Source organism: Sphingobacterium detergens (assembly GCF_003610355.1).
Taxonomy (GTDB): domain Bacteria; phylum Bacteroidota; class Bacteroidia; order Sphingobacteriales; family Sphingobacteriaceae; genus Sphingobacterium; species Sphingobacterium detergens.
The window spans coordinates 183968-207718 of the sequence record NZ_RAPY01000005.1 but is presented as its reverse complement, the minus strand read 5'-3'; the positions used below and the strand labels follow the sequence as shown (position 1 = coordinate 207718).

The window sequence follows — 23751 nt, the reverse complement described above, 5'->3', positions numbered from 1 at the left end:
AAATGAAAGGGCGGTATAAATTTGTGCAAACGGTTTAATGTTATCAAAACATTGATTTGAGGTGAATTCTCAATAAACAGGCTGTTTCCACCAAAGAAAAACTGTAATATTGTATAAAAAAATAAATTCGAATTATGTACAATACATTACAACCAGTTTTACAAAAGGAATTGGAAGCAATCAAAGAAGCGGGATTGTATAAGCAAGAGCGGGTGATTGTTACCCCTCAAGGAGCAGATATTAAAGTGAGCACAGGACAGGAAGTCATCAATTTTTGTGCAAACAACTACTTGGGACTATCTTCTCACCCGAAGGTTATCGAAGCGGCAAAGGAGGCCATTGATACACATGGTTATGGCATGTCTTCAGTACGTTTTATCTGTGGTACACAAGATGTACATAAAGAATTAGAAGCAAAGATTTCCCAGTTCTTAGGAACAGAAGATACGATTTTATATGCTGCGGCATTCGATGCGAATGGCGGTGTTTTCGAACCATTGTTTGGTGCTGAGGACGCAATTATTTCCGATGAATTGAACCACGCTTCGATCATTGATGGTGTACGTTTGTGTAAAGCGCAACGTTTCCGTTATAAGAATGCAGATATGGCAGATTTAGAAGCACAGTTGCAGGCAGCCTCAGGAGCAAGACACAAAATCATCGTTACTGATGGTGCATTCTCTATGGACGGATCAGTAGCGCCATTGGACAAGATCTGTGATCTTGCAGACAAATATCAAGCTTTGGTGATGATCGATGAATCGCATTGTACAGGTTTCATTGGTGCCACAGGCCGCGGTACGCATGAACTTTTCAACGTGATTGATCGCGTAGATATCATTACCGGAACACTTGGTAAAGCCCTTGGTGGTGCTTCTGGTGGCTTCACATCAGGTAAAAAAGAGATCATCGATTTGTTACGTCAGCGTTCACGCCCTTATTTATTTTCAAATACATTGGCACCAGCAATTGCAGGCGCTTCTGTTGCGGTTTTGGATATGCTGAGTGAGACAACCGCTTTGCGTGATAAACTTGAATCCAACACCAAATATTTCCGTGAAAAAATGACGGAAGCAGGATTTGATATCAAACCAGGTTTCCACCCAATCGTCCCTGTGATGCTTTACGACGCGAAACTTGCACAAGCTTTTGCTGCTAAGATGTTGGACGAAGGTATTTATGTGATCGGTTTCTACTATCCTGTTGTACCTCAGGGAAAAGCTCGTATTCGTGTTCAAATTTCAGCAGGACATGAGCTTGCTCACTTGGATAAAGCTATCGCCGCCTTTACTAAAGTAGGTAAAGAATTAGGTGTAATTAAATAAAATACACATAGTTATAAATTTTATGGTGCAAAATGTTTATCTTTGCACCCTGAATTTAAAAACAAATTTACTTGCTAGATGCAAAATATTAGAAACATAGCGATTATCGCTCACGTCGATCACGGTAAAACTACGTTGGTAGACAAAATCTTACACTTCACAAATCTTTTTAGAGACAATGATGGTACAGGTGATTTAATTCTGGATAATAACGATTTAGAACGTGAACGCGGTATTACTATTGTCGCTAAAAACGTTTCTGTTGAATATAAAGGAGTAAAAATTAACGTTATTGATACACCTGGTCACGCCGATTTCGGTGGTGAGGTTGAGCGTGTATTGAAAATGGCTGATGGTGTTGTATTGCTAGTGGATGCTTTCGAAGGTCCAATGCCGCAAACACGTTTCGTTACACAAAAAGCATTATCCTTAGGTTTGAAACCTTTGGTTGTTGTCAATAAAGTGGACAAAGAAAACTGTCGCCCAGAAGAAGTATACGAAAATGTATTTGATTTATTCTTTAGCCTAGATGCGACAGAGGAGCAATTGGCATTTCCAGTATTATATGGTTCTTCCAAACATGGTTGGATGTCAACAGATTGGAAAGAAAAGAAAGAAGATGTATCTGAACTATTAGATGCGATCATCAATCACTTCCCACCTTCACCATTTGTTGAAGGTACATTGCAAATGCAGATCACGTCGTTGGATTACTCTACGTTCGTAGGACGTATTGCTATTGGTCGTGTAGCTCGTGGTATAATTAAAGAAGGTCAACCAATCTCGTTGGTAAAACGTGACGGTAAGATCGTGAAATCACGTGTAAAAGAATTGCATACATTTGAAGGTTTAGGCCGTCGTCGTGTACAAGAAGTTAAATGTGGTGATATTTGTGCTGTTGTTGGTATCGAAGGTTTCGACATCGGTGATACAATCGCTGATTTTGACAACCCAGAGCAATTGGAAGTTATTAGCATTGATGAGCCAACAATGAATATGTTGTTCACGATCAATAACTCACCATTCTTTGGTAAAGAAGGTAAATTGGTTACTTCTAGACATATTCACGATCGTCTACAAAAAGAATTAGAAAAGAACTTGGCATTACGTGTCGTTCCTACTGAATCTCCAGACGCTTGGTTGGTATATGGACGTGGTATCCTTCACTTATCTGTATTGATCGAAACAATGCGTCGCGAAGGTTACGAATTGCAAGTAGGTCAACCGCAAGTAATCTTGAAAGAGATCGACGGCAAGAAATGTGAGCCTATCGAGGTGTTGGTTGTTGACGTTCCTGCAGAAGTTTCTGGTAAAGTGATCGAGTTGGTAACACAACGTAAAGGTGAGCTTTTAGTGATGGAAACGAAAGGTGAAATGCAACATCTTGAGTTCGAAATTCCTTCTCGTGGTATCATTGGTCTACGTAACAACGTATTGACTGCTACAGCTGGAGAGGCTGTTATGGCACACCGTTTGAAAGGATACGAGCCTTGGAGAGGAACAATCCCTGGACGTTTGCATGGTGTATTGATCTCTTTAGATAAAGGTACAACAACTGCTTATTCTATTGATAAGTTACAAGATAGAGGTAAGTTCTTCGTTGATCCAGGTGTGGATATTTATGAAGGACAAATCTTAGGAGAGCACATCCGTGACAATGACTTAACGATCAATATTGTTAAAGGTAAACAATTGACAAATATGCGTGCATCTGGTACAGATGATAACACACGTATCGCACCGGCAATTAAATTCTCTCTAGAAGAATCTATGGAATATATCCAAGCGGACGAATACATCGAGGTTACACCACAATCTATCCGTTTGCGTAAAATCTACTTGACAGAAAATGAGCGTAAAGTAAACGCGAAAAAATTTCAATAGTAGGTAACTAAAGATTATAAGACAAAAGCCATCGAAATACTATTTCGATGGCTTTTTTTATACGAGCTTATACACTTTTTTCCCAGGTTAGTAATATATGGTTTGATAATGGCTGCTACCGTCTTCGTAAAGATCAAGCAGCGAATAAGCCGGAGGGAAGTCGTCTAAAATACCATTCCACCAATTGCCAGATACAGCACCACCACAATAGTATTGTGTACCAAGGTAAGATACCTGATCTACATAGTGTACATGGCCGCTTAAAGCGACTTTTACATTCCCTGCCTTTTTAAACAGAGATTTGATTGCCATGACATCAATATGTTGGTCTCCGCCTGGAAACCGCAATTCATTGGCAGGTTTGCTTTGCGCTGCATATAATAGGGGTGTTACGGAAATAATCGGGACATGGGAAAAAATAAGAATGGGCCGTTCTTTAGGAATATCTTTAAGTTGCTGTTCTAACCAGAGCATCTGTTCAGGGTCGATCATATAGCCTCCTTTTTCAGCTGAATAATGGATACTATCCAGTGCGATGAATTGCCAGTCTTTCTGTGCAAAAGTATAATATGTCCCAGGTAAACCCAGTTTTTTCTTTATCCAAGCTTTGCCGTACAGTTCATCTTTCTGAGCTACCTCATATTGAGGGTCACTTTTTGCCAGTGACCATACATCGTGGTTCCCAATACAGCTTTTCATCGGAATTGCATTGTGCTGCATTACCTCATCCCAAGCGGACCATAACTGCTGGACGCGATCTTTGGGTTGGCGGTTCATATCCATTAATGAATCACCAGTATTGATAAGGAGATCCGGACGATCTGTATGCTGTGCTAGTTCTTTTAAGACTTTGATAACAGCCGCTTTTGGTTCTGCTTTATCCAATAAATGGATGTCTGTCAAGTGACCGATTCGAAGGGATCGTTTGACCCCTTTTTTTAATTTTTCTTTTGAAAAGGCTTCTAAGCTGGAAAAGGCTAGGAGGGAAGAAGCCGATAAAATACTAGCTCCTTTTAAAAAATTTCTTCTTTGCATTTGTATAAATTGAATGGGACAAACGATCGTATTGATTTTGTTTATTTGATAGACCAGATGACATCGTTTTGTGTATCTGATCCGTTAAACTGCCGTTGCAAAGCCTCTTTTAAATTGCTTTCGTTGGTGCTATATTCGTTTTTCGGATAAGCCCAGCGTTTAGGGATCTGGTTGTTGTTGGCATTTGCCGGACCTACATTGAATTCCGGTATACCAGTACGACGTTGCTCAAAGAAAGCCTGTTTGCCTGAATTTTCAAAAAAGGCAACATATTTTTGCGTGAGTATCTGTTTCAAGCCTTCGGAATTATTTCCTTTGTAAGCATAACCTTTTAGAAAGGTGTCAATCTTATCCGAAGAAATCCCATAGAACTGCATAGACAGGGATATGCCGGCTTCAAATCTGGACTTTGCATCAGCATTGCTCCAACCACGATTGATCCCTTCTGCAAGCGCAAATTGCACCTCAGAAGCTCCAAGCTGAATGGATGGTAAACCCGAAGGTGAGGCGAGCCAATAGTCAAAATTGATCATGGAAAGCTGGCCCTCAGTTGCTTGTTTCAAGAGGGTGCTTTGTAGGTCGCCGGTCTTACCACCCTGATAGGCCTCAAACGGTTTTGTCGGATCAAATGGTAAAGCAGAGGCTGGTAATGCCTGAACCAGCAATCGTGGATCTCGGGTTGTTTTTAGGATATCTAAGTAGGTTGCTCCCAAGGTATTCCGCACATCTTTTTTGATAATCACACCATCAGTAGGCCAGAGCGGATAGGTATTGATAGCATTATATTGCAACTGGAAATTGTCCCTATTATCAAGAATCAACGGGAACTTTGAAGGATTGGTCAACAACTCTGCAAATCGCTCTTTAATGCGTAGCGCAGGACTATCATCGGCGCGTTTGCTCAGGCTTAACAGTACACGCAGTTTCAGGGAGTTGACCAACTTCTGCCATTGTTCCGTCTTTCCGTTATAGAAGAAATCACCGTCAAGTATAGTGCCTTTCTCTTTAAAACCAGCCAGTTCGGTATTGGCCTCCTCTAGCCAGGAGAGCACTTGCTGATACACTTCCTGCTGGGTGTTGTACCGAGGGGCAAAGTTGTTGTTGGCCTCTCCCTTTAGCGCATCTGCCATTGGAATATCGCCAAACATTTCGGTTGTACGGACAAAAAAATAGGCTTTGAAGAATTTGGCTAGCGTGAGGTACACAGCACCCAATTCAGGTGTTTTAGCCGCTTCGATCTCCATCCGATATACATCGCGTAGTACACCATAAGGTGTCTCAAAGGAACCTGTCGTCCAGCTGTATGGCTGCCCAGTATAATAGGCCTCATTTTGGGTCATGTACTGATTGTAACGATGGTCTTCGCTCCATGGGGCGTCATGAGATCGCATTAATATACCTGTAAAGAGCAGTTTGGGAGCAGGATCATACACGGCCGCGGGATCCTTTTGTAGGTCTTCGATTTTTTTACAGGAGCTCAACGTGCTGCCAAAGAGCAATAAAAGTAAGACTGATTTAAAGTATTTCATGGTTGAAAATATCTTGATGTGTTAAAATCTTTAAAAAGTTGCATTAATATTTAGACCAAAGCTTTTTACCGATGGAGTCTGGTAATCCGAACTGGCGGCAGTAAATTGATCCAGATCCATGTTTTTTGTGCCTTTTCCGGTAAAGTATAATAGATTTCGGCCGACGAGGGATACACTTGCGCTACGTAAAAACCTAGAGTTTTTCAGTAAACTAGTTGGAAGGTTGTAGCTGAAGACAATTTCCCGTAACTTGACAAATGTCCTGTCTTTAGCACTAATCGGTCCGGATTGGTAATAATTGGTCGCCCAGTTTTGCCATAGAACGGGGATGTCGTTTGGTGCAAACTCCCGTGTATCAGAGATTATTTTACCATCTTGGTCTGTGCTCAATTGGCCTTTGACAATTTTTAGCCCCTCGGTCATGACCGAACCCTTGTAATCCTTGCTGTCTCTGTTTTCCCAGTCTTTTAAGCGATAGCTGTTGGCCGATTCAGGATGAGTTCCTGAACCCCATTGTTTGGCATCCTGCACATTTTTGATCAATCCTCCAAAGCGGCCGTCGACTAGAAAGCTAAAGTTGAAATCACGGTAACGGAAACTGTTGCTGATACTTGCGGTGAACTTATTATCGCTGTATCCAATCTTGCTGACGTAAGGATTGTAGGCCGGCAGACCATTGGTTCCCACGATTAAATTCCCTTTTTCATCGCGTTGAAAATCATTTACATAGAAGCTGTCCCAGCGTTCTCCGATGCGTACATCCCCTGATCGGGTCTGATGGCCATCTATATCGTGCAACCAGGCATGATTGGTCGATGCATTGACCAATACATTCCAGCTAAAGCGTTCACGTTGGATTGCTGTTGCGTCGATACTCAATTCGATTCCTTTTCGCAGTAAAGTCAAGCCGTTGGTTTGTCTTGCTTTTACACCTGAAGTGACCGATGTGGCTAGCTCGATGATTCGGGGACCTTCTAGGTTTCGGAATACCGCTAAATCTACGCCGAGACGGTTGTTAAAGAGACGGGTTTCCAAGCCGATCTCCGCAGTCTTTACACGCTCCGCTACGAGATCAGGATTCGGTAATACATCTGTATAGGTGACACCAGTCATGGAATTCGCCCAGCGACCATAATTAGTATAGGCTGGCAGAAGCTTGTATATATCATATTGTGCCGTTTCATTCACAAAATCACTGGCAACATTTGCATAGGCACCGCGCACTTTCAGCGATGAGATCACTTTGGGTAAAGATACCATCTGCGATATGACGGCACTTAAGGAAGCAGATGGATAAAAATAGGTGTTATTTTTTATGGGCATGGTCGACGACTTATCAAATCGACCAGTCAGATTTAAGAACAGCATATTTTTGTAGTCAAGATCCACAAAACCATAGGTACTCCCGACTTGGCGCAGTGCACGGTCGTTTGTCGATACGGTTGGCATGACCGAATTGCTTAGATCATAAACTCCAGGGACAGTCAAACCTCGATCCGTACGGGCAAACAATGATTTTGCACTTACTGTTCGTAAATTTCCGAATACCGAACCCGTGAAGCCGATGTCTTCTGAAATGCGGTTTTGATACTTTAATGAAACTTCGGTGTTATTTTCCCAGAAGGTATCGTACGTCTCTTGGTAACCACCGACACGGCTTCCGCCAATATTGTAATTGTATAAATTGGCCGAGATTGGAATTTTGATGGTTCGGTTCCTGTTCCAGGTACTTGCGCTGGTACGTGCATTGAAAGAGAGATGGCTGTTCCATTTGTAATTAGCGGAAACATAGCCGTAAATATCATCTTTATCATAAGTCCGTAGGTTTTCATAAGCTGTCATCCAAGGGTTGTCATATATCGTGTATTCACGATTGTACTGTTGTACATTTTCTTTGCCCGGTTGCCAATAGTTCCTCAGATCATTAATGTCATAGTCCGCGCCTCCCCATAGTGTTAGGATATAAATGGGACTGTTTGGCCCATAAGCGATATTGGGGTAGTTTGGCGAATACTGTTTATTGTAATTGATGCTTGCGTCAATCCTCAATTTGCTTCCAGCATTGATCCCCCCTGTTAAATTGATATTTGTGCCACCGAGTTTTGTATTCGGTGTTGTGCCGCGTTGAAACATCTGAGAAGCTGATAGGCGAATGTCCCCGCGCTCCGTTTTACTTGAAATAGCAATATTGTTGGTGCTTAACAATCCATTTTGAAGGAATTTCTTCAAGTTATCCTTCCCACGAGCTTCCCAGGGAAGCGGAACCAACGCGCCTGTTTTAGGGTCGATGGGACTGTTGTACTGTGGGATAAGTTGGCCTTCAAATCGAGGCCCCCAAATATTATAGTCATTGTCGTTTATTCCACCACCACGTCCATCTTTGAAGGCATATTGAAAATTTGAACCAGGACCGTATTCGGTTTGAATCTTAGGAATCGCATTGTATCCTGTTTGCAATTGTGTACTCGAGTTGAACTCTACTTGAAAGCCCTTACCCTCCGTTTTCGCTCGTTTGGTCGTAATGACAATGGCACCATTCTGTCCGCGATTTCCATATAAGGCTGCTGCATTCGCTCCTTTCAATACCGAATAGGATTCAATGTCGTCCGGACTAAGGTTCCAGGAGTCTGTATTGATCGGCATTCCGTCCACAACGATAAGAATATTGCTTCTTCCGCGTAATGTGATGCCAGGGTCTCCAAATAGATTTGTGCTTGGCGTAATTGTCAGACCCGATACTCGGCCAGCAAGGCTAGAGATCGCGTTTGGTTCACGGGCTTTTACCAGATCTTTTCCTTTGATCTCCTGTACGGAATAACCGATAGCTTGCTTTTCTTTTTTTATACCCAAGGCAGTTACCACAACTTCATTGAGCGATTGTTGATTGGGAGATAACGAAATCTGTAGAGGTCCCTGATTCGAAATAATAAAGCTTTTAGGAAGATAACCCATAAAACCTATACGTAAGGTGTCTCCGATTTGCGCCTGAATGGAAAAATTTCCTGCCTGGTCTGATGAAACTAATTTACTCAGATGAGAATTTCGAATGGTTGCGCCATGAATTGCATCCTGACTCACTGAATCAATCAGCTTTCCTTGAAATGTTTGGGATTGGGCAAAACCCTTTGCAGATAACGTCGTTAAGATACACGTGAGTACTGCAATTTTTGGTAGATGTAATGAAGGTTGATTAAACATGATCATTTTATACTTATGTCTGAAAACGTAAGCAATATTAAACTTTGTATATTAATACTAAACTAACCGAGTGTTAAGTTTATAGTATTAAGATCTTTTGTTTGTTGTAATGTCATGTAAATCATGTTCTTGAAAGTGTCCTTGCCAATTTTTGGGAGAAATGTAACGAGAGAGGTAATGATGTTGACCTTTTTCTTAAACAGCATATAAAAAAAGAAAGTCTCCAATTTTTATTGGAGACTTTCCGCTACAAACTGTGCTTGTTTGCTATTATTTTAAGTAACTAAACTGTATGATTACTTCTTTTCTCTGACTTCAGCAGCACGATAGGTATCCCCATCCGTTGTGTAGATTTTGAATTGCGCTTCATAACCTTCAGGAACATAAATAACGATAGGCATCCGACCATTGTAACGTACGGTCTCAGGTTGAGCACTTACAAAAAGATTTCTTTTTGCTTGATCTGGGCATGCCATCATTGTGCTTGCTACATTTCCATTCGTTTTAAATACGTAATAATCATAACCCCAGCCTTGAAGATCTTTTTTCTCAAAGGAACCAGCTAGATTAAAATTGTTACAACCATCTACCTCCATCCATTTACCTACAGAGAATTCAATCTTCTTATTCTTATCATTCTCCGAATACGGAACTTCGATAACCATTTTTTTGTATCCTTTTTCCGCTGCAGGAAAAATATTTAAGTCTATTTTATCAATTACCATTTGTGCTTTACTTACTGTTGTGGATGCGACGAAAACGAATAGCATCATGACCATAACTTTAAATACATTTTTTCTCATAACCTTTTTTTATTTTATTCTTTAAACGCAATTTCTATCGCTATTGCTACTTTGTTTTGTAAAACTATATTTCTAAGACGGCTTAAAATACAGAAGGATTAATTGGTAATGAATAAATATTTAGAATAATTGTTTGTTAATCCTGTGGAAGGTGTAAAAGAGCTCCTTTTGATGAGCTCTGGTTGATGCATTTGTTCATCGTTTGTTTTGTAACAAATCATGGTACCTTCATGACCTCAACAGGAACGCAAAATCCGTAGCTGACCTATATGGCATTAACAGCTAGAGCCGTAGATTATGCTGTCGCTGAAATGGAAAAAAGGCGACCTCTAAATTCATAGAACTGCATCATGACAGCGGCTGTATTTTTTCGTGAGAGCTTTTAATTCATAGCGACTATAATCAGCCAAGATTGCGTAACTTTGTGTGAGATAAGGATTATTATGAGTAAAAAAGTGGAGCATACTCCAAAAGAATATATTCAAATAAAAGGGGCTAGAGTCAATAATCTGAAAAATATTGATGTTGATATTCCCAAAAATAAATTAGTTGTCATTACAGGAATGTCGGGTTCGGGAAAATCTTCCCTCGCTTTTGATACCCTATATGCTGAGGGGCAGCGACGGTATGTTGAAAGTCTTTCTTCCTATGCACGACAGTTTATGGGACGGATGAATAAACCCGAAGTCGATTACATCAAAGGGATCGCTCCAGCGATTGCGATTGAACAACGTGTTATTACCAGTAATCCCCGCTCTACTGTCGGAACTTCTACCGAAATATATGACTATCTGAAATTACTATATGCAAGGATCGGTAAGACGATTTCTCCTGTATCAGGCAGGGAGGTGACTAAAGATAGCGTGAGTTCGGTGGTAGATTTTGCGCTGAAGTTTGACGAGGGAGAATCTGTCACACTCTTGGCTCCATTGGTGCCTTCCCACGGGCGAAAGCTCAAAGAAGAGTTGTCTCTCTTACTGCAGAAAGGATTTGTCCGTGTCGTTTATCAAGATAAAATGCAAAAAATCGAAAGTATTATTGACGATAAGAGCATGGCAAATGAAACGATTCAGGACGGCGAAGTATTGATCGTAGTGGATCGAGTACGTATCGAGCAGGACGATGATACCATTAATCGATTATCCGATTCCATTCAAACGGGATTTTTTGAGGGTAAAGGTGAGTTGTATATCGAAGAAAAGGATAAAAGACATCATTTCTCACACAAGTTTGAACTCGATGGAATTACCTTTGAGGAGCCTAGTCCTAACTTCTTTAGTTTCAATAATCCCTATGGTGCCTGCCGTCGGTGTGAAGGCTATGGGAAGATCATTGGTATAGACCCAGATCTTGTTATACCAGATAAGAGTCGTTCTGTCTATGATGGCGCTATTGCTCCTTGGCGAGGAGAGAAAATGGGCGAATGGTTACAGGTGCTGGTAAAAAATTCTTTAAAGTTTGATTTTCCGATACACCGCGCCTATTCTGATCTGACAGCAGCGCAAAAAGAATTACTCTGGACGGGAAATAGTTATTTTACAGGGCTTAACCAGTTCTTTGAAGAGCTTGAAGAACAGACCTATAAAATTCAATATCGCGTGATGTTATCACGTTATCGTGGTAAGACCGACTGTCCGGACTGTAGAGGAACAAGATTGCGCAAAGATGCGACCTATGTCAAAGTAGGTGGTAGGTCAATTACCGATATCGTATTGATGCCTCTTGAAGAAGCTTTGGCATTTTTTACAGATTTGTCCTTGGAGGGAAATGAAAAGGTGATCGCCAAACGCCTATTGGCCGAAATTAATAACCGGCTACAATTTCTATGTGATGTAGGTTTAAGCTACCTTACCTTAAACCGTCTGTCCAATACATTATCTGGGGGAGAATCGCAACGGATCAATTTGGCAACTTCACTCGGAAGTTCGCTCGTCGGCTCAATTTATGTATTGGATGAGCCGAGTATTGGGTTGCATCCGCGCGATACACAGCGTCTGATTTCGGTACTGAAATCCTTGCGTGATGTAGGTAATACAGTTGTTGTGGTTGAGCATGAACAGGAAATGATGGAGGCTGCAGATTATCTGATCGATATTGGCCCCGAAGCTGGGATCAATGGCGGAGAGATGGTATTTGCTGGAACGTATAGCGAGATCCTAAAAGATGATAGGAGCTTAACAGGTCAATATCTGAGTGGCAAGAGCCAGATCGAAGTCCCAAAAAAACGGCGAAAATGGTCCAATAGTATTACTGTGAAGGGAGCGCATGAAAATAATCTTCAGGGGATCGATGTGCAGTTCCCTTTAAATACATTTACTGTTGTATCAGGGGTATCGGGGTCCGGAAAGACCTCCTTGGTAAAACGGATTCTTTATCCGGCATTGCAGAAATCAATCGGTAATTATTCTGGTGAACAAACAGGTGTATATGATTCCATAGAAGGCGATATTGCACAAGTAGAACAGATCGAAATGGTTGACCAGAACCCAATCGGTCGTTCTTCAAGGTCCAATCCAGTGACTTATGTTAAGGCTTGGGATGAGATCAGGGCCTTGTATGCTAATCAAGCGGCATCCAAAGCTGCGGGATTGAAACCTGCTGCGTTTTCTTTTAATGTCGAGGGCGGCCGCTGTGATGTCTGTCAAGGTGAGGGGGAAGTGAAGATCGAGATGCAATTTATGGCGGATATCGTACTTCCATGTGAGGCCTGTGGTGGAAAACGTTTCAAGCAGTTTGTGCTAGATGTGCAATATAAAGGTAAATCCGTAGCGGATATACTTGAACTGAGCGTGGATGAAGCCATTGTCTTCTTTGACGATCAGCCTAAGATATTGGCTAAGTTACAGCCATTACAAGATGTTGGTCTGGGGTATGTAAAGCTCGGGCAGTCTTCCAGTACGCTCTCAGGTGGTGAGGCTCAGCGGATTAAACTTGCTTCCTTTCTGATCAAAGGCAATAACAGCAAGAAGACCCTGTTTATCTTTGATGAACCGACTACTGGTTTGCATTTTCAGGATATTAAAAAACTGCTAAAATCGTTTGATGCTTTGATTGCTCTCGGCAATAGTATTTTGGTCATTGAGCATAATATGGATATGATCAAGTCGGCGGATTGGGTAATTGATATTGGCCCTGAAGGGGGTAATAAAGGCGGAAAGGTGGTTTTTATGGGGCTTCCAGAAGATCTTGCGCATTGTAAAGATTCTTATACAGGACAATTTTTAAAAACACATTTAAAAGATTAAATCCTACATTAGCATTCGTTATTAAACGATGGGGCCTGCGCAGTGGCTGCTGAAGTTAGGAACTAAGATTAGTAAAGTCAACGGTTAAAATTAATAAGTAAAAAAAGGAGATTTAGATAAGTCGGAGACTTCGTATTTTGAGCGTCTCAAATCTAATATCTCAATACTCAATACTATAACTATGATTAAAAGATTTTTTTTAAGTGTCGTATTTGGAATAGCCGCACTCTCCTCCATGGCACAACAACCGGAAAGACCCAAATTGGTCGTCGGTCTGATGGTGGATCAGATGCGCTGGGATTATCTATATCGTTTTGCCGACAGATATGGAAATGATGGTTTCAAGCGACTTTTGAAAGAAGGCTTCTCCTGTGAGAATACCCTGATCAATTATATTCCGACCTATACAGCTATAGGACACAGTTCGGTATACACTGGTTCTGTTCCTTCAATCCACGGTATTGCGGGTAATGATTGGATCGAGGAGCTTACAGGCAAGAATATGTATTGTACCCAAGATGACAATGTCGTCGGTGTAGGTACTACAGAGAAAGAAGGAAAACAATCCCCACGTAATTTACTGGCGTCTACAGTAACGGATCAGTTGAAACTGGCTTCAAATTTTAAATCTAAAGTCATCGGTATCGCGATTAAAGACAGAGGCGGTATATTACCTGCCGGTCACTTTGCGGATGCTGCTTATTGGTTTGAGGCGAAGTCAGGCAATTGGATTACCTCCAATTTTTATATGGATCAATTACCGAAGTGGGTCGTTGACTTCAATAAGAAAAAGTTAGCGGAAAAATACCTTAAAGCAGACTGGAAGCCGATGTACGATGTGAGTACTTATGCGGCGAACAGTATTGCTGATGATAATATCTATGAGGGAAAATATCCAGGTGAAGAGAAACCAACCTTGCCGCGTGCGACATCTAAGTTGATGAAAGACGAAGGTCTTGAGTTGATCAAAACAACACCAATGGGTAATCAGTTTACCTTAGATCTGGCAATGGAAGCCATCAAGAATGAGCAGATGGGAAATAACCCAACTAAAAATACCGATTTCCTTTGTGTCAGTCTTTCGGCGACAGATTATGTTGGACATCGTTACTCATTGACAGCTGTAGAAATTGAAGATATTTATCTGCAATTGGACAAACAACTGGCCGATTTCTTTGCTTATCTGGATAACACTGTTGGTAAAGGCAATTACACCTTTTTCCTGACAGCTGACCATGGTGCTTCTTACAACTCTAGATTCTATATGGATATGAAAGGAAATGGCGGTTATTTCTATTCCCGTCAGATTATCTCGGATCTAAACAAAAAGTTGAAAGAGAAATTTGGACAGGAAAAAATCGTCAAGAGTATGATGAATTATCAGGTGCATTTGAATAATCAAATCATTGATTCGCTTCAATTGGATCGGGATAAAATTAAAGAGACAATTATTCGCGAATTGCGCCATACCGAAGGTGTTGCATATGTTGCAGATATGGAAAAGAGCGAAGGCCTAATGATTCCGGAGCCTGTGCGTGAAAAAATGATCAATGGGTATAACTACAAACGAAGTGGTGTTATCCAAATTGTTTGTGAACCACAATGGTATGATGGTACGCCACGATCTACGGGTACGACACATGGTACTTGGTCGGGATACGATTCCCATATTCCATTGGTATTTATGGGCTGGGGCATTAAGCCTGGTGTGTCCAATACCGAGGTCCATATTGTGGATATTGCGCCTACAATTTCATCACTATTGCATATTACCGAACCCAATGGAAGTATCGGTAAACCCATTACAGCAGTATTGGGCCAATAGCAATTAGATGATCAAATAATATTCGCCCTTAGCATAAGGATATCCAATGGGTAATTGTGCTAAGGGCTTTTCTTTTACAGGCTAGTTTTATAGGTTTTATTCTATTGAATAAAAAACGTAAATTTGCAATTCAACAGGGGGTTAACAAATTATGCTTTCCAAAAAGACAAAATATGCAATTAAGGCACTTATGGTGCTCGGTCGTAACTACGGAAATGAACCTATGCAGATCGTTAAGATTGCACAGGAAGAAAATATTCCAAAAAAATTCTTGGAACAGATTCTCCTTGAAATGCGCAACGCAGGGATTCTCTATAGTAAAAAAGGTGCAGGTGGTGGCTATAGTCTAAATAAAGCTCCAGAAGATGTATTTTTATCTCAGGTAATGCGTCTGATCGATGGACCGATTGCTTTGCTCCCTTGTGTCAGTCTAAATTTCTATCGTTCCTGTGAAGAGTGTACCGAAGAGCATGCCTGTGGCATCCGTGATACATTTGTGGAAGTGCGGAATGCGATGTTGCAAATTTTGAATGACACCAGCATTGCACATCTAATCAATAAAGAAAAAGAATTGAATCTAAACGTCGAATAATCGACTTGTTCGATGCCGTCCGCAGACTAGACAAAAAAGCTTGTTTGCAATGAATAGTATAGACAGCAGTGGCGCAAGCTTACTGCTGTTTTTTTATACTGAAGGTATTTCTAAAAACATATCTTGGCAGAATAAGGCCTTTTAGCATAATTTATTGGCATAGACAATAATTGGAGTTTTGCTTTAGAATAAGATAAATTTTATAATTTTAGGGCTATCATAATATACGGACAGATCACTTGAAAAACGATGAAAATGATGAGGTTAAGCTGGTTTCTCTTTTAATTAAGGGAGACAAAATGGCTTTCTCTAAGCTTTATGAACACTATTCTCCCACCTTGTTGCACAAGCTGAACAGATTGCTACCAGACGAGGAGCATGTGTTGGAAATACATCAAATTGCCTTCGTACGATTATGGGATATGCGCGCCAAAATTATTCCCGAGAAAGGCGTTTGGTCATTGCTACATACAATAGCCCGTAACCTGACCATTGATTATTTTCGCCAATCAGCTACAGATGAAGCTGTGCGTAAAGCACTTCTGACACAGGCAACCTTATATTATGAACTGGATGAAGCCAATGATACGTTGGAACAGCTATCTGATGAACTATCAAAAGCGATAGAAAAATTACCCCCCAAGCGCAGAGAAATCTTCCTGTTGTGCAAATTCCAGGGAAAGAGTTATGAAGAAGCCGCAAAGATCCATGAAGTTTCAGTTGGTACTGTAAAAGATCACATGGCCAAAGCGATGCGTTTTTTAAAACAGGAGCTCGGAGCCAAACTTTTTATGCTGTTGATAACACTTTTGGGACTTCTTAACTAGGGATTTGTCTCACATAAGGCTAGTCTCAAAAGTCTTTTTTATCCTCCTTAAACCTAATTTTAAATTTTTTTAAAAAAAATGATTTTCTAAGCATAGACTTTCTATGTCTTCTCCGTATTAAGGTTATTAAGGCTGTGATTTGAGCGATTATTATGTACGATAAAAAGGAGATTTTCGAGAAATACTTAGCCGGCACCTGCACGCCGGAGCAGGCCGCTTGGTTGGTAGCATTATTCGCTGACGAATCTTTTCGTGAGGAACTGGAAATGTATATGGATGCAGCAATGGATGATCGGCTAGAGGAAGAGGACATTATTGAGGAACTGTATACCCAATCGAAAAACCAATACCCAATCTTAGAATCGCTGCTCACTGGAGAAGAGATTAAAACGAAACCATCCATTTTGATCCGCTTATGGCCATGGGCAGCCGCTGCGGCAGCACTACTGATTCTTTATGTAGGAGGGTATCAATATAAAGCATATGAGGAGGCTTCAAGCACTACCGCTGTTACTGTCACGAATAAACATATGGAAAGCGCCAAAGTGGAATCACTGATGACATTAACGCTGCCGAATGGCGAGAAAATTGAGTTGACGGATAGTAGCAAAACGCAATACGCTGCTGCAAAAAAAACAAATGAAGATTCTTTTTTTGAGATCAAAAAATTTGAGAATGCCTCCGAACCTATGGTACAGGAAATTAACGTTCCAAGGGGTAAAACTGGAGCAATCGTGTTGACCGATGGAACCAAAGTTTGGCTCAATACAGGTACTAAATTACGTTACGATGCTAATTTTGTTGGATCCGAACGTGTCGTTTATCTGGAGGGAGAAGCTTATTTTGAGGTTTCGCACAATAAGCAGAAGCCTTTTGTGGTGGTTTCAAATGATCAAAAAATCAAGGTACTGGGGACGCATTTTAATGCTAAGGCTTATGCAAGTAATCGGACCACAACAACATTGATGGAAGGCAGTGTTGCCGTTTCTACTGCATCGAAGGTCCGTATTTTGACCCCCGGAGAATGCAGCGTTGTCGACCCTGGGAAGACTAATATCGATGTTTCTCCGGCCTTATTGTCCAATGTTAATGCTTGGCGAAATAATGAATTTTCATTTTTTAATGCAGGTTTGGAAGAGATTGGAGCGGAGTTGTCGCACTGGTATGGCATAGATGTTAGGGTACTCGGCCAAGCTGACGAATTGGGCTTTACTGGAGTCATTTCCAAAGAAAAGACATTAGAAGAAGTATTGTCCATCTTGCGGAGAACAGGACAGATAAAATATCAAATCACTCCTTGGGGAGCAAAAGAAAGGAGGGTGATTCTGATGATGTAGTTTTACCTATGCAATCTAACTAACCACTGCTGAGCGGGGGACAGCAGTATACCTTAATTATTTGACCAATAAATTACGACCAAATGAATTTATTCAATTCCAGAGACCTATTGAAAAGGAGGGCTTTGGGCAAACGCACTGCAATTTTATTTGTTGCACTGACCTGTGCGCAGTTTAGCCTGGCGGCTTTTGCACAACGGGTCACTATAAAGAGGAAGGGAGTTCCACTTTCTCAAGTATTTAGTGAAATCAAGAGACAATGCAATTGTGATTTCTTCTACAATGAGTCTCTTGTCAAATCCAATACGGCGGTGGATATCGACATGCAGAATGCTACTGTGCAAGAAGTATTGGATCATTGTTTTAAAGATCAGTCGCTGCAATATAGCATCGATAATAAAACAATTGTAATTACCCCTAAGCCTCGTTCAGCCAAACAGCAGAAAGTACAGCTACGTGGCCGTGTAATGGATTATAAGGGAAAACCGCTGGTCGGCATTACGGTAGCCGAAAAAGATAATCCAAAGAATGCTGTTGGAACGGATACTGATGGGACGTTTATCCTATCGGTAACAAATGCAAATACAACATTGATTTTCAAAAGTATGGGTTTCCAGACTTTGCAGATATCCATGCAGGGTAAGACTTGGATAGAGGTGCGCTTGACTCCTGTGGAAAATCAGTTGGACGATGTGGTCGTCACAGGCTACCAAAACCTCCAACGCAAATCATTGACCGGTTCAGTCGCTACGGTTAATATGGAGCAGTTAGAAACGATATTTCAGCCGAATATTGATAAACTCCTACAAGGACAGGTACCTGGGCTTATGGTCATGAGTACTTCGGGTGCTCCGGGCGCTATGCCGCAAATTCGCATTCGTGGTACTGCTGCGTTAAGCGGGAATGTGCAGCCTTTATGGGTTGTCGATGGTATTATTCTGGATGACGCGGTGAATGTTTCTGTTGATGATATTATGACTAATAGAAACCTGATCGCTTCTGGTATTGGTGGTGTCAATGTGGAAGATATTGAAAGCATCAATGTCTTAAAAGATGCCGCGGCAACGGCTATCTATGGAACTAAAGCCGCTAATGGTGTCATTGTAATTACTTCCAAAAAGGGGCGGGCTGGTAAAACCCGGGTGAATTTTTCAAGCACCTTAACTATGGGAGAGCGACCACAGATAGCGGACGCCTATATGATGAACTCCAAGGAACGGGTGGACGTCAATTTAGAAATGTTACAGCGGAATTTATTTAACGCAAACAGCCCTAAACCTGGCGAATATGGCACTGTTACCGATTTTGAGCGTTATTTTATTGATGCAAATGATAAGCGGATTAGCTGGGGTCAATTTGAAGACAAGATAAAGTACCTGGAAACGGTCAATACCGATTGGTTTAAACATCTATTCAGGAATTCGCTATCTCAACGGTATAATGTAAGTTTTTCCGGTGGAAATGAAAAGACGACTTTTTATGCCTCAGGAAGCTACAATAATGATCAGGCGACTGCGAAAGGCGTGGGACAGAAAACTTATACTGGATCATTGAAAGCCTATACTTTCTTAACACCCAAGATGCGATTGGGAGTCATGATGGATATCAATGCGCGCGACAATAAGAGTTTTTTTGCTGTCGATTCGCGCGAAAACCCCTATGAATGGGCGATCTATACCACACGTGCGCAACCCGCTTTTGATAGTGATGGAAATTATAGTTATTTCTACCATAATACCCTGAAATATAACTTTATGGAAAACAGGGGACAGGGCTGGAGAAATGCGAATAACTTCGGACTACGGTCTTCAGTGGATTTTGAATGGAAATTCATGAAGGATCTGACATTCACCTCTTTGTTTAGTTATACAAAGCAAAACACACGAGATGTAGATATAGCTTTGGAGGACAGTTATTTTGTGCGGAGCCGGAAAAAAGACTATTATGATATCGTCGACTATACAGCAGTGCAGATCTGGAAGGATGGAGGTTATAGAAGAGGAAAGGCATCAGTTAACGGTTCGATTACCTTTCGGAATCAAATAATCTATAATCCTCTCTTTAAAGACAAGCATTATTTGAATGTGATGCTAGGGCAAGAGATCCGTAAATCTAAGACTGAGGAGGAAGTAACCCAGGTCTATGGATATGCACATGATCGGGGCCATCAACAAGTGCCACAGTTTGAGCTGATGAAAAAGATGGGTGTTCCCTATTGGACAGAACGTCTGGATGAAGCTGCTGCGGTATCTTATTTCGGTGCATTCAATTATACCTTTGACAATAGATATACTGTAAGCTTTAACGCCCGTACAGATGGTTCCAATAGATTTGGTCTGAAAACTAATCAGTTATTTCAGCCACTTTGGGCATTTGGAGCGAACTATCAGATGAAGCAAGAGCGTTTTCTAGATCAGATTGATTGGTTATCCTATTTGACACTAAGAGGATCCTATGGCAGCCAGGGTAATGTTGCTTCTCAGGCCTACTCCGACTTGGTTGCGACGATCGGCGCCGTGAATGTAGATAATCCGGTCAATTATTTAATTATCAACGCACCGAAAAATCCTTATCTCAAATGGGAAAAGACCTATACAACCAATTTGGGGCTTGAATTTGGCTTCTGGAAACGCCGTTTAATGGGCTCTATCGAATTTTATAATAAAAAAGGCACAGACCTGTTGGGATCAAAACAAGTGTCGCAAGTGACCGGATTCGAATCGCTTCAGGTGAACTGGGCGACAATGCGCAATCGAGGTTGGGAGTTTTCTGTCAGCTCAATCAATATTGATTCTAAGAATTTTAGATGGTCATCAAATATCAATTATGGCTTGAACAAAAATGAGGTATTGGACGTTAATGCCAAGCCAACGGTGGGCAGTCTGACAGAAGCAAATCGGACTAATTATGCATCATCTGCAGTAATTGGCAAGCCACTAGATGGAGTATGGTCTTATCGTTATGCAGGACTCAATACAGATGGTAGAGCTACATTTTATACCAATAAAGAAGGGGAAAAGGTACTCTATGGTATGACGAACTTGGATGGCCTGAAGTACGAGGGACCCAATCTGCCAACGACGCAATTGGGGTTTACCAATACGTTCGCCTATAAACGTTTGTCTTTGTCAGCCTTGTTTATTGGTAGTTTTGGTAATGTGATGCGACTGCGCAACCTCTCACAAAACTATGCCTTGACTTTTCCAGAGCCTACACAGAACCTGTCGAGAGAATGGGTAAACAGATGGCGTAAACCTGGGGATGAACTCAATACGAATATCCCTAAACTTGAAGACTCTGCGTTTGAGGCTGCTGTGACAGGTACTTCACCATACAATGGCAGAATGTACGATAACTCTGATCTGAGAACAGTAAAAGGTGATTTTGTGCGCTTGCAGAACCTCTCCATTTCTTATGATTATTTTACGCCTAGATTGCGGGCATTGGGAATCCAGAATATTCGCCTTATGTTACAGGGAAATAATCTCTATGTATGGAAAGATGCTAAACTGAAAGGTCAGGATCCGGAGGCGCAAGGAAGCAAAATGTCTTACGCAGACTCGAGATCCGTTCAGGTATCGTTTGGAAATACATTCCTTCCAGTGCCACGATCATACACAGCATCTTTACAAGTTCAATTTTAAACCTAAAAGCTATTATGAAGACTACATCTAAATATTTGTTGTTGGGTCTGTTTTGTTCAGCAGTAGGCTTGTCATCTTGTACGGGCTTATTGGATATAAAACCCGTCAATAGTATGACCCCCGAAACAATCAATGATTATGAATCGATTTTATTAGGCGGGTATCCACGCAGCGATTATTTCTATAAAACCGAATTAATGACCGATAACGCAATGGTCAATCTCAATACGACGTATAAACCCAGTGCTGCTGATGAACCCTGGTTCTTGTTTGCCTCATCGCATTTATTGGACAATAGTCCAAACGATCCTTATTGGGGGCAGCTTTACAAGACTATTTTTTATGTCAATACAGTCTTGGATAAGTTCAAAGAAGTCATCCCTACCGGTGAAGAACAGTCAAACTACGATAGGATAAAAGGTGAAGCATTAGCATTGCGGGCATATGCTTATTTTTATCTGATCAATATGTATGCTGATGTATATGCGGCAAATAACCTGGAGCTTCCTGGGGTACCAATGCCTCTTGATGCTGTCGATGTTAACGAATTCAGCAAGAATAATGTACGTCAACCTTTAGGAAAAGTATGGGGGCAGATCGAAGCAGATTTGGGACAGGCCGCAGATCTATTGCGCGGAAAGCCTACGAATGATCGTTTTCGGCTCAATATTACGACTGTGCAATTATTACGCGCCCGTGTGTCATTATTTATGGGACAATATGATCAGGCAATAGCCTTTGCTGGAGAAGTGATGTCAAGTGCAAAGCTCGCCGACCTCAATACCATGCAATCTTATATTGACAGTAAGTCCAATAAGTATGCTTTTTCGGGCAATGTAGGTTTTATTGACACAGATTATAATAGAGAAATACTATTCTTTACAGCAGGAAGAGCCAATAATAATATCTTTTACTATGCTCAGGCAGCATTTAAACCATCCGAAGAGATTTTGGACCTGACTAAGAGAAATGGTAATCTGGTAGATTACAGGCAGTACTTGTTTGATTCATTTGAAGACTTTTCACAGCCTGATGGTGTCATGGTTGGCAAGACGGTGTACCATATGTTTGCCACACAGGAAAAATATTGGTTTTATATTGGCTTTAAAGCCAGTGAGGCCTATGTGATACGTGCTGAGGCCTACGCTAGAAAACAGCAATATAGCAATGCTTTGAAAGACCTCAACGATCTGTTGGTGACGCGCTACAAAAAAGGAACGTTTATCGGGTTAAAGGAAAGTGACTATAGTGATAAAGCAGGTATTTTGAAAAGAGTACTCGAAGAGCGCCGTCTGGAAACTGCATTCGATGGTGGATTGCGATTTTTTGACTTACGTCGACTTGGAAAGCCTGAAATCAAGCATGCCTATAAAAATGGACAGGAGTTTGTAATGCGCAAAGATGATCCAAAATATGTCTTGCAGATTCCGCAATCAGAACAGAATAATTCACCAAATATGCCTATTAATCCACGATAATCAATTCATCAATGAAGAAGATATTTTCAATCGGCCTAGTAAGCATGTTGTTACTGGCCAGTTCATGTACAAAAAATGAATCCATCAATTCCTCGGAATCTTTCGGATTTCAAGAGCGTTTTGGCCCAAAAGAAGAGGAGTTACCCGCTGTTAAGGAGATGTTCAAGACCTATGATTTATGGCTGCGTCTTAATTTTAAGGATCCGAAGGAAGTGACAAATAGTATTTTGGTGCAAGATGTCAATAATCGCTATGGAGCAACACCAATGGAGGACAAAGCCAAACCAAGTGCCATTATGTTTGTAGATACCCTGCTGCATAATGTTTCTACGGATTTTGTACGGCGGGTATTTCCACGGGAGTTCTTTTTCGTAAAGACCTATAATGGCTCTTGGTGGAAACAGGATATTTATGTCTTGGGGCGTTCGCGTTTAATTGTCTGTTGGCCCAATGAACGATTAAATACCCAACCTATTACGGTGCCTGAAACACATTATTACCAGGATTCTGTACTTACGCGTATGGTTTGGGGCAATTTGTCCGGGATGCTCGCGCAGCGAATGGAAGGAAAGGTTCCTGGATTTGAGGCTGCCGGAATGCCTTATGACAATGGAAAGGCACTCGATGAAATTAACAAAAATTTTCCGGGCAATAGTGATGAAGATATTGAAGCTCGTAATCGTGAGGTTTCCAAATTAGCCGCAGAACGAGGTTATATCTCCGGCTCTGGCTCGAGGGGTTACGAAGTTGACTTGGGGCAGTGGTTTAGTCTGTTGACAACGGAATCCTATCAAAATATTAAAAAAGTATACTTAGATACCAGTGAAAAAAGAACCGCTAAATACAAGATATTGACAGATTTTCTCAAGAAGGAATACCATTGGGATATTCAGGCAGCAGGCAATAAGTATCGCCAAAAATTAAATAGCTTTAATTAATGTCACGCCAAACCTTATAGAAATACAGCAAAAAAGCCAATGCATCATAGACGGGTTAAAGACGCTCGTCTATGATGATTAACGAGTAAAC

At 41.2% G+C, this 23751-nt stretch carries 14 protein-coding genes; 10 read left to right on the top strand and 4 right to left on the bottom strand.

The genetic code is table 11. From position 1 onward, the window contains the following. Positions 1-134: 134 nt before the first annotated feature. Both kbl and typA read left to right on the top strand, forming a co-directional pair. Positions 135-1325, top strand: coding sequence for a glycine C-acetyltransferase (gene kbl / locus DFQ12_RS21860; protein ID WP_120261193.1), 1191 nt, complete (start codon positions 135-137; stop codon positions 1323-1325). Positions 1326-1403: 78 nt separating this feature from the next. Next, positions 1404-3209 carry a translational GTPase TypA gene (gene typA / locus DFQ12_RS21855; protein ID WP_120261192.1) on the top strand — a complete coding sequence of 602 codons (1806 nt, stop codon included), beginning with the start codon at positions 1404-1406 and terminating at the stop codon, positions 3207-3209. Between the two features lie 87 nt (positions 3210-3296). On the opposite strand, the gene DFQ12_RS21850 is transcribed toward typA, so the two are convergent. The 4 genes from DFQ12_RS21850 to DFQ12_RS21835 form a co-directional block, all read right to left on the bottom strand. Beyond that, complete coding sequence (locus tag DFQ12_RS21850) at positions 3297-4244, bottom strand: metallophosphoesterase family protein (RefSeq protein ID WP_120261191.1); 948 nt, start codon at positions 4242-4244, stop codon at positions 3297-3299. 41 nt (positions 4245-4285) lie between these two features. Further along, positions 4286-5773 (bottom strand): SusD/RagB family nutrient-binding outer membrane lipoprotein, encoded by a 1488-nt coding sequence (locus DFQ12_RS21845; RefSeq protein WP_120261190.1) that lies wholly within the window; start codon positions 5771-5773, stop codon positions 4286-4288. A 30-nt stretch (positions 5774-5803) separates the two neighbouring features. Further along, positions 5804-8971 carry a SusC/RagA family TonB-linked outer membrane protein gene (locus tag DFQ12_RS21840; RefSeq protein WP_120261189.1) on the bottom strand — a complete coding sequence of 1056 codons (3168 nt, stop codon included), beginning with the start codon at positions 8969-8971 and terminating at the stop codon, positions 5804-5806. Between the two features lie 296 nt (positions 8972-9267). Beyond that, a complete protein-coding gene (locus tag DFQ12_RS21835) occupies positions 9268-9774 on the bottom strand; it encodes an ecotin (protein WP_120261188.1) in 507 nt (168 codons plus the stop codon). 443 nt (positions 9775-10217) lie between these two features. On the opposite strand from DFQ12_RS21835, the gene uvrA reads away from it, so the two are divergent. The 8 genes from uvrA to DFQ12_RS21795 all read left to right on the top strand — a co-directional run bounded on the left by uvrA (position 10218) and on the right by DFQ12_RS21795 (position 23660). Further along, positions 10218-13019, top strand: a complete 2802-nt coding sequence (gene uvrA, locus DFQ12_RS21830; protein ID WP_120261187.1) for an excinuclease ABC subunit UvrA — start codon at positions 10218-10220, stop codon at positions 13017-13019. 181 nt (positions 13020-13200) lie between these two features. Further along, positions 13201-14844, top strand: a complete 1644-nt coding sequence (gene pafA, locus DFQ12_RS21825; RefSeq protein WP_120261186.1) for an alkaline phosphatase PafA — start codon at positions 13201-13203, stop codon at positions 14842-14844. Positions 14845-14995: 151 nt separating this feature from the next. Further along, on the top strand, positions 14996-15436 hold the full coding sequence (locus tag DFQ12_RS21820; RefSeq protein WP_120261185.1) for an RrF2 family transcriptional regulator: 441 nt from the start codon (positions 14996-14998) through the stop codon (positions 15434-15436). 239 nt (positions 15437-15675) lie between these two features. After that, positions 15676-16263, top strand: a complete 588-nt coding sequence (locus DFQ12_RS21815; protein ID WP_120261184.1) for an RNA polymerase sigma factor — start codon at positions 15676-15678, stop codon at positions 16261-16263. 152 nt (positions 16264-16415) lie between these two features. Continuing rightward, positions 16416-17600 (top strand): FecR family protein, encoded by a 1185-nt coding sequence (locus tag DFQ12_RS21810; protein ID WP_120261183.1) that lies wholly within the window; start codon positions 16416-16418, stop codon positions 17598-17600. A gap of 83 nt (positions 17601-17683) precedes the next feature. Further along, positions 17684-21244 (top strand): SusC/RagA family TonB-linked outer membrane protein, encoded by a 3561-nt coding sequence (locus DFQ12_RS21805; protein ID WP_120261182.1) that lies wholly within the window; start codon positions 17684-17686, stop codon positions 21242-21244. 14 nt (positions 21245-21258) lie between these two features. Continuing rightward, entirely contained in the window at positions 21259-22722 is a 1464-nt protein-coding gene (locus DFQ12_RS21800; protein ID WP_120261181.1) for a RagB/SusD family nutrient uptake outer membrane protein, read from the top strand. Between the two features lie 11 nt (positions 22723-22733). Then, a complete protein-coding gene (locus tag DFQ12_RS21795) occupies positions 22734-23660 on the top strand; it encodes a hypothetical protein (protein WP_147420461.1) in 927 nt (308 codons plus the stop codon). Positions 23661-23751: the final 91 nt, after the last annotated feature.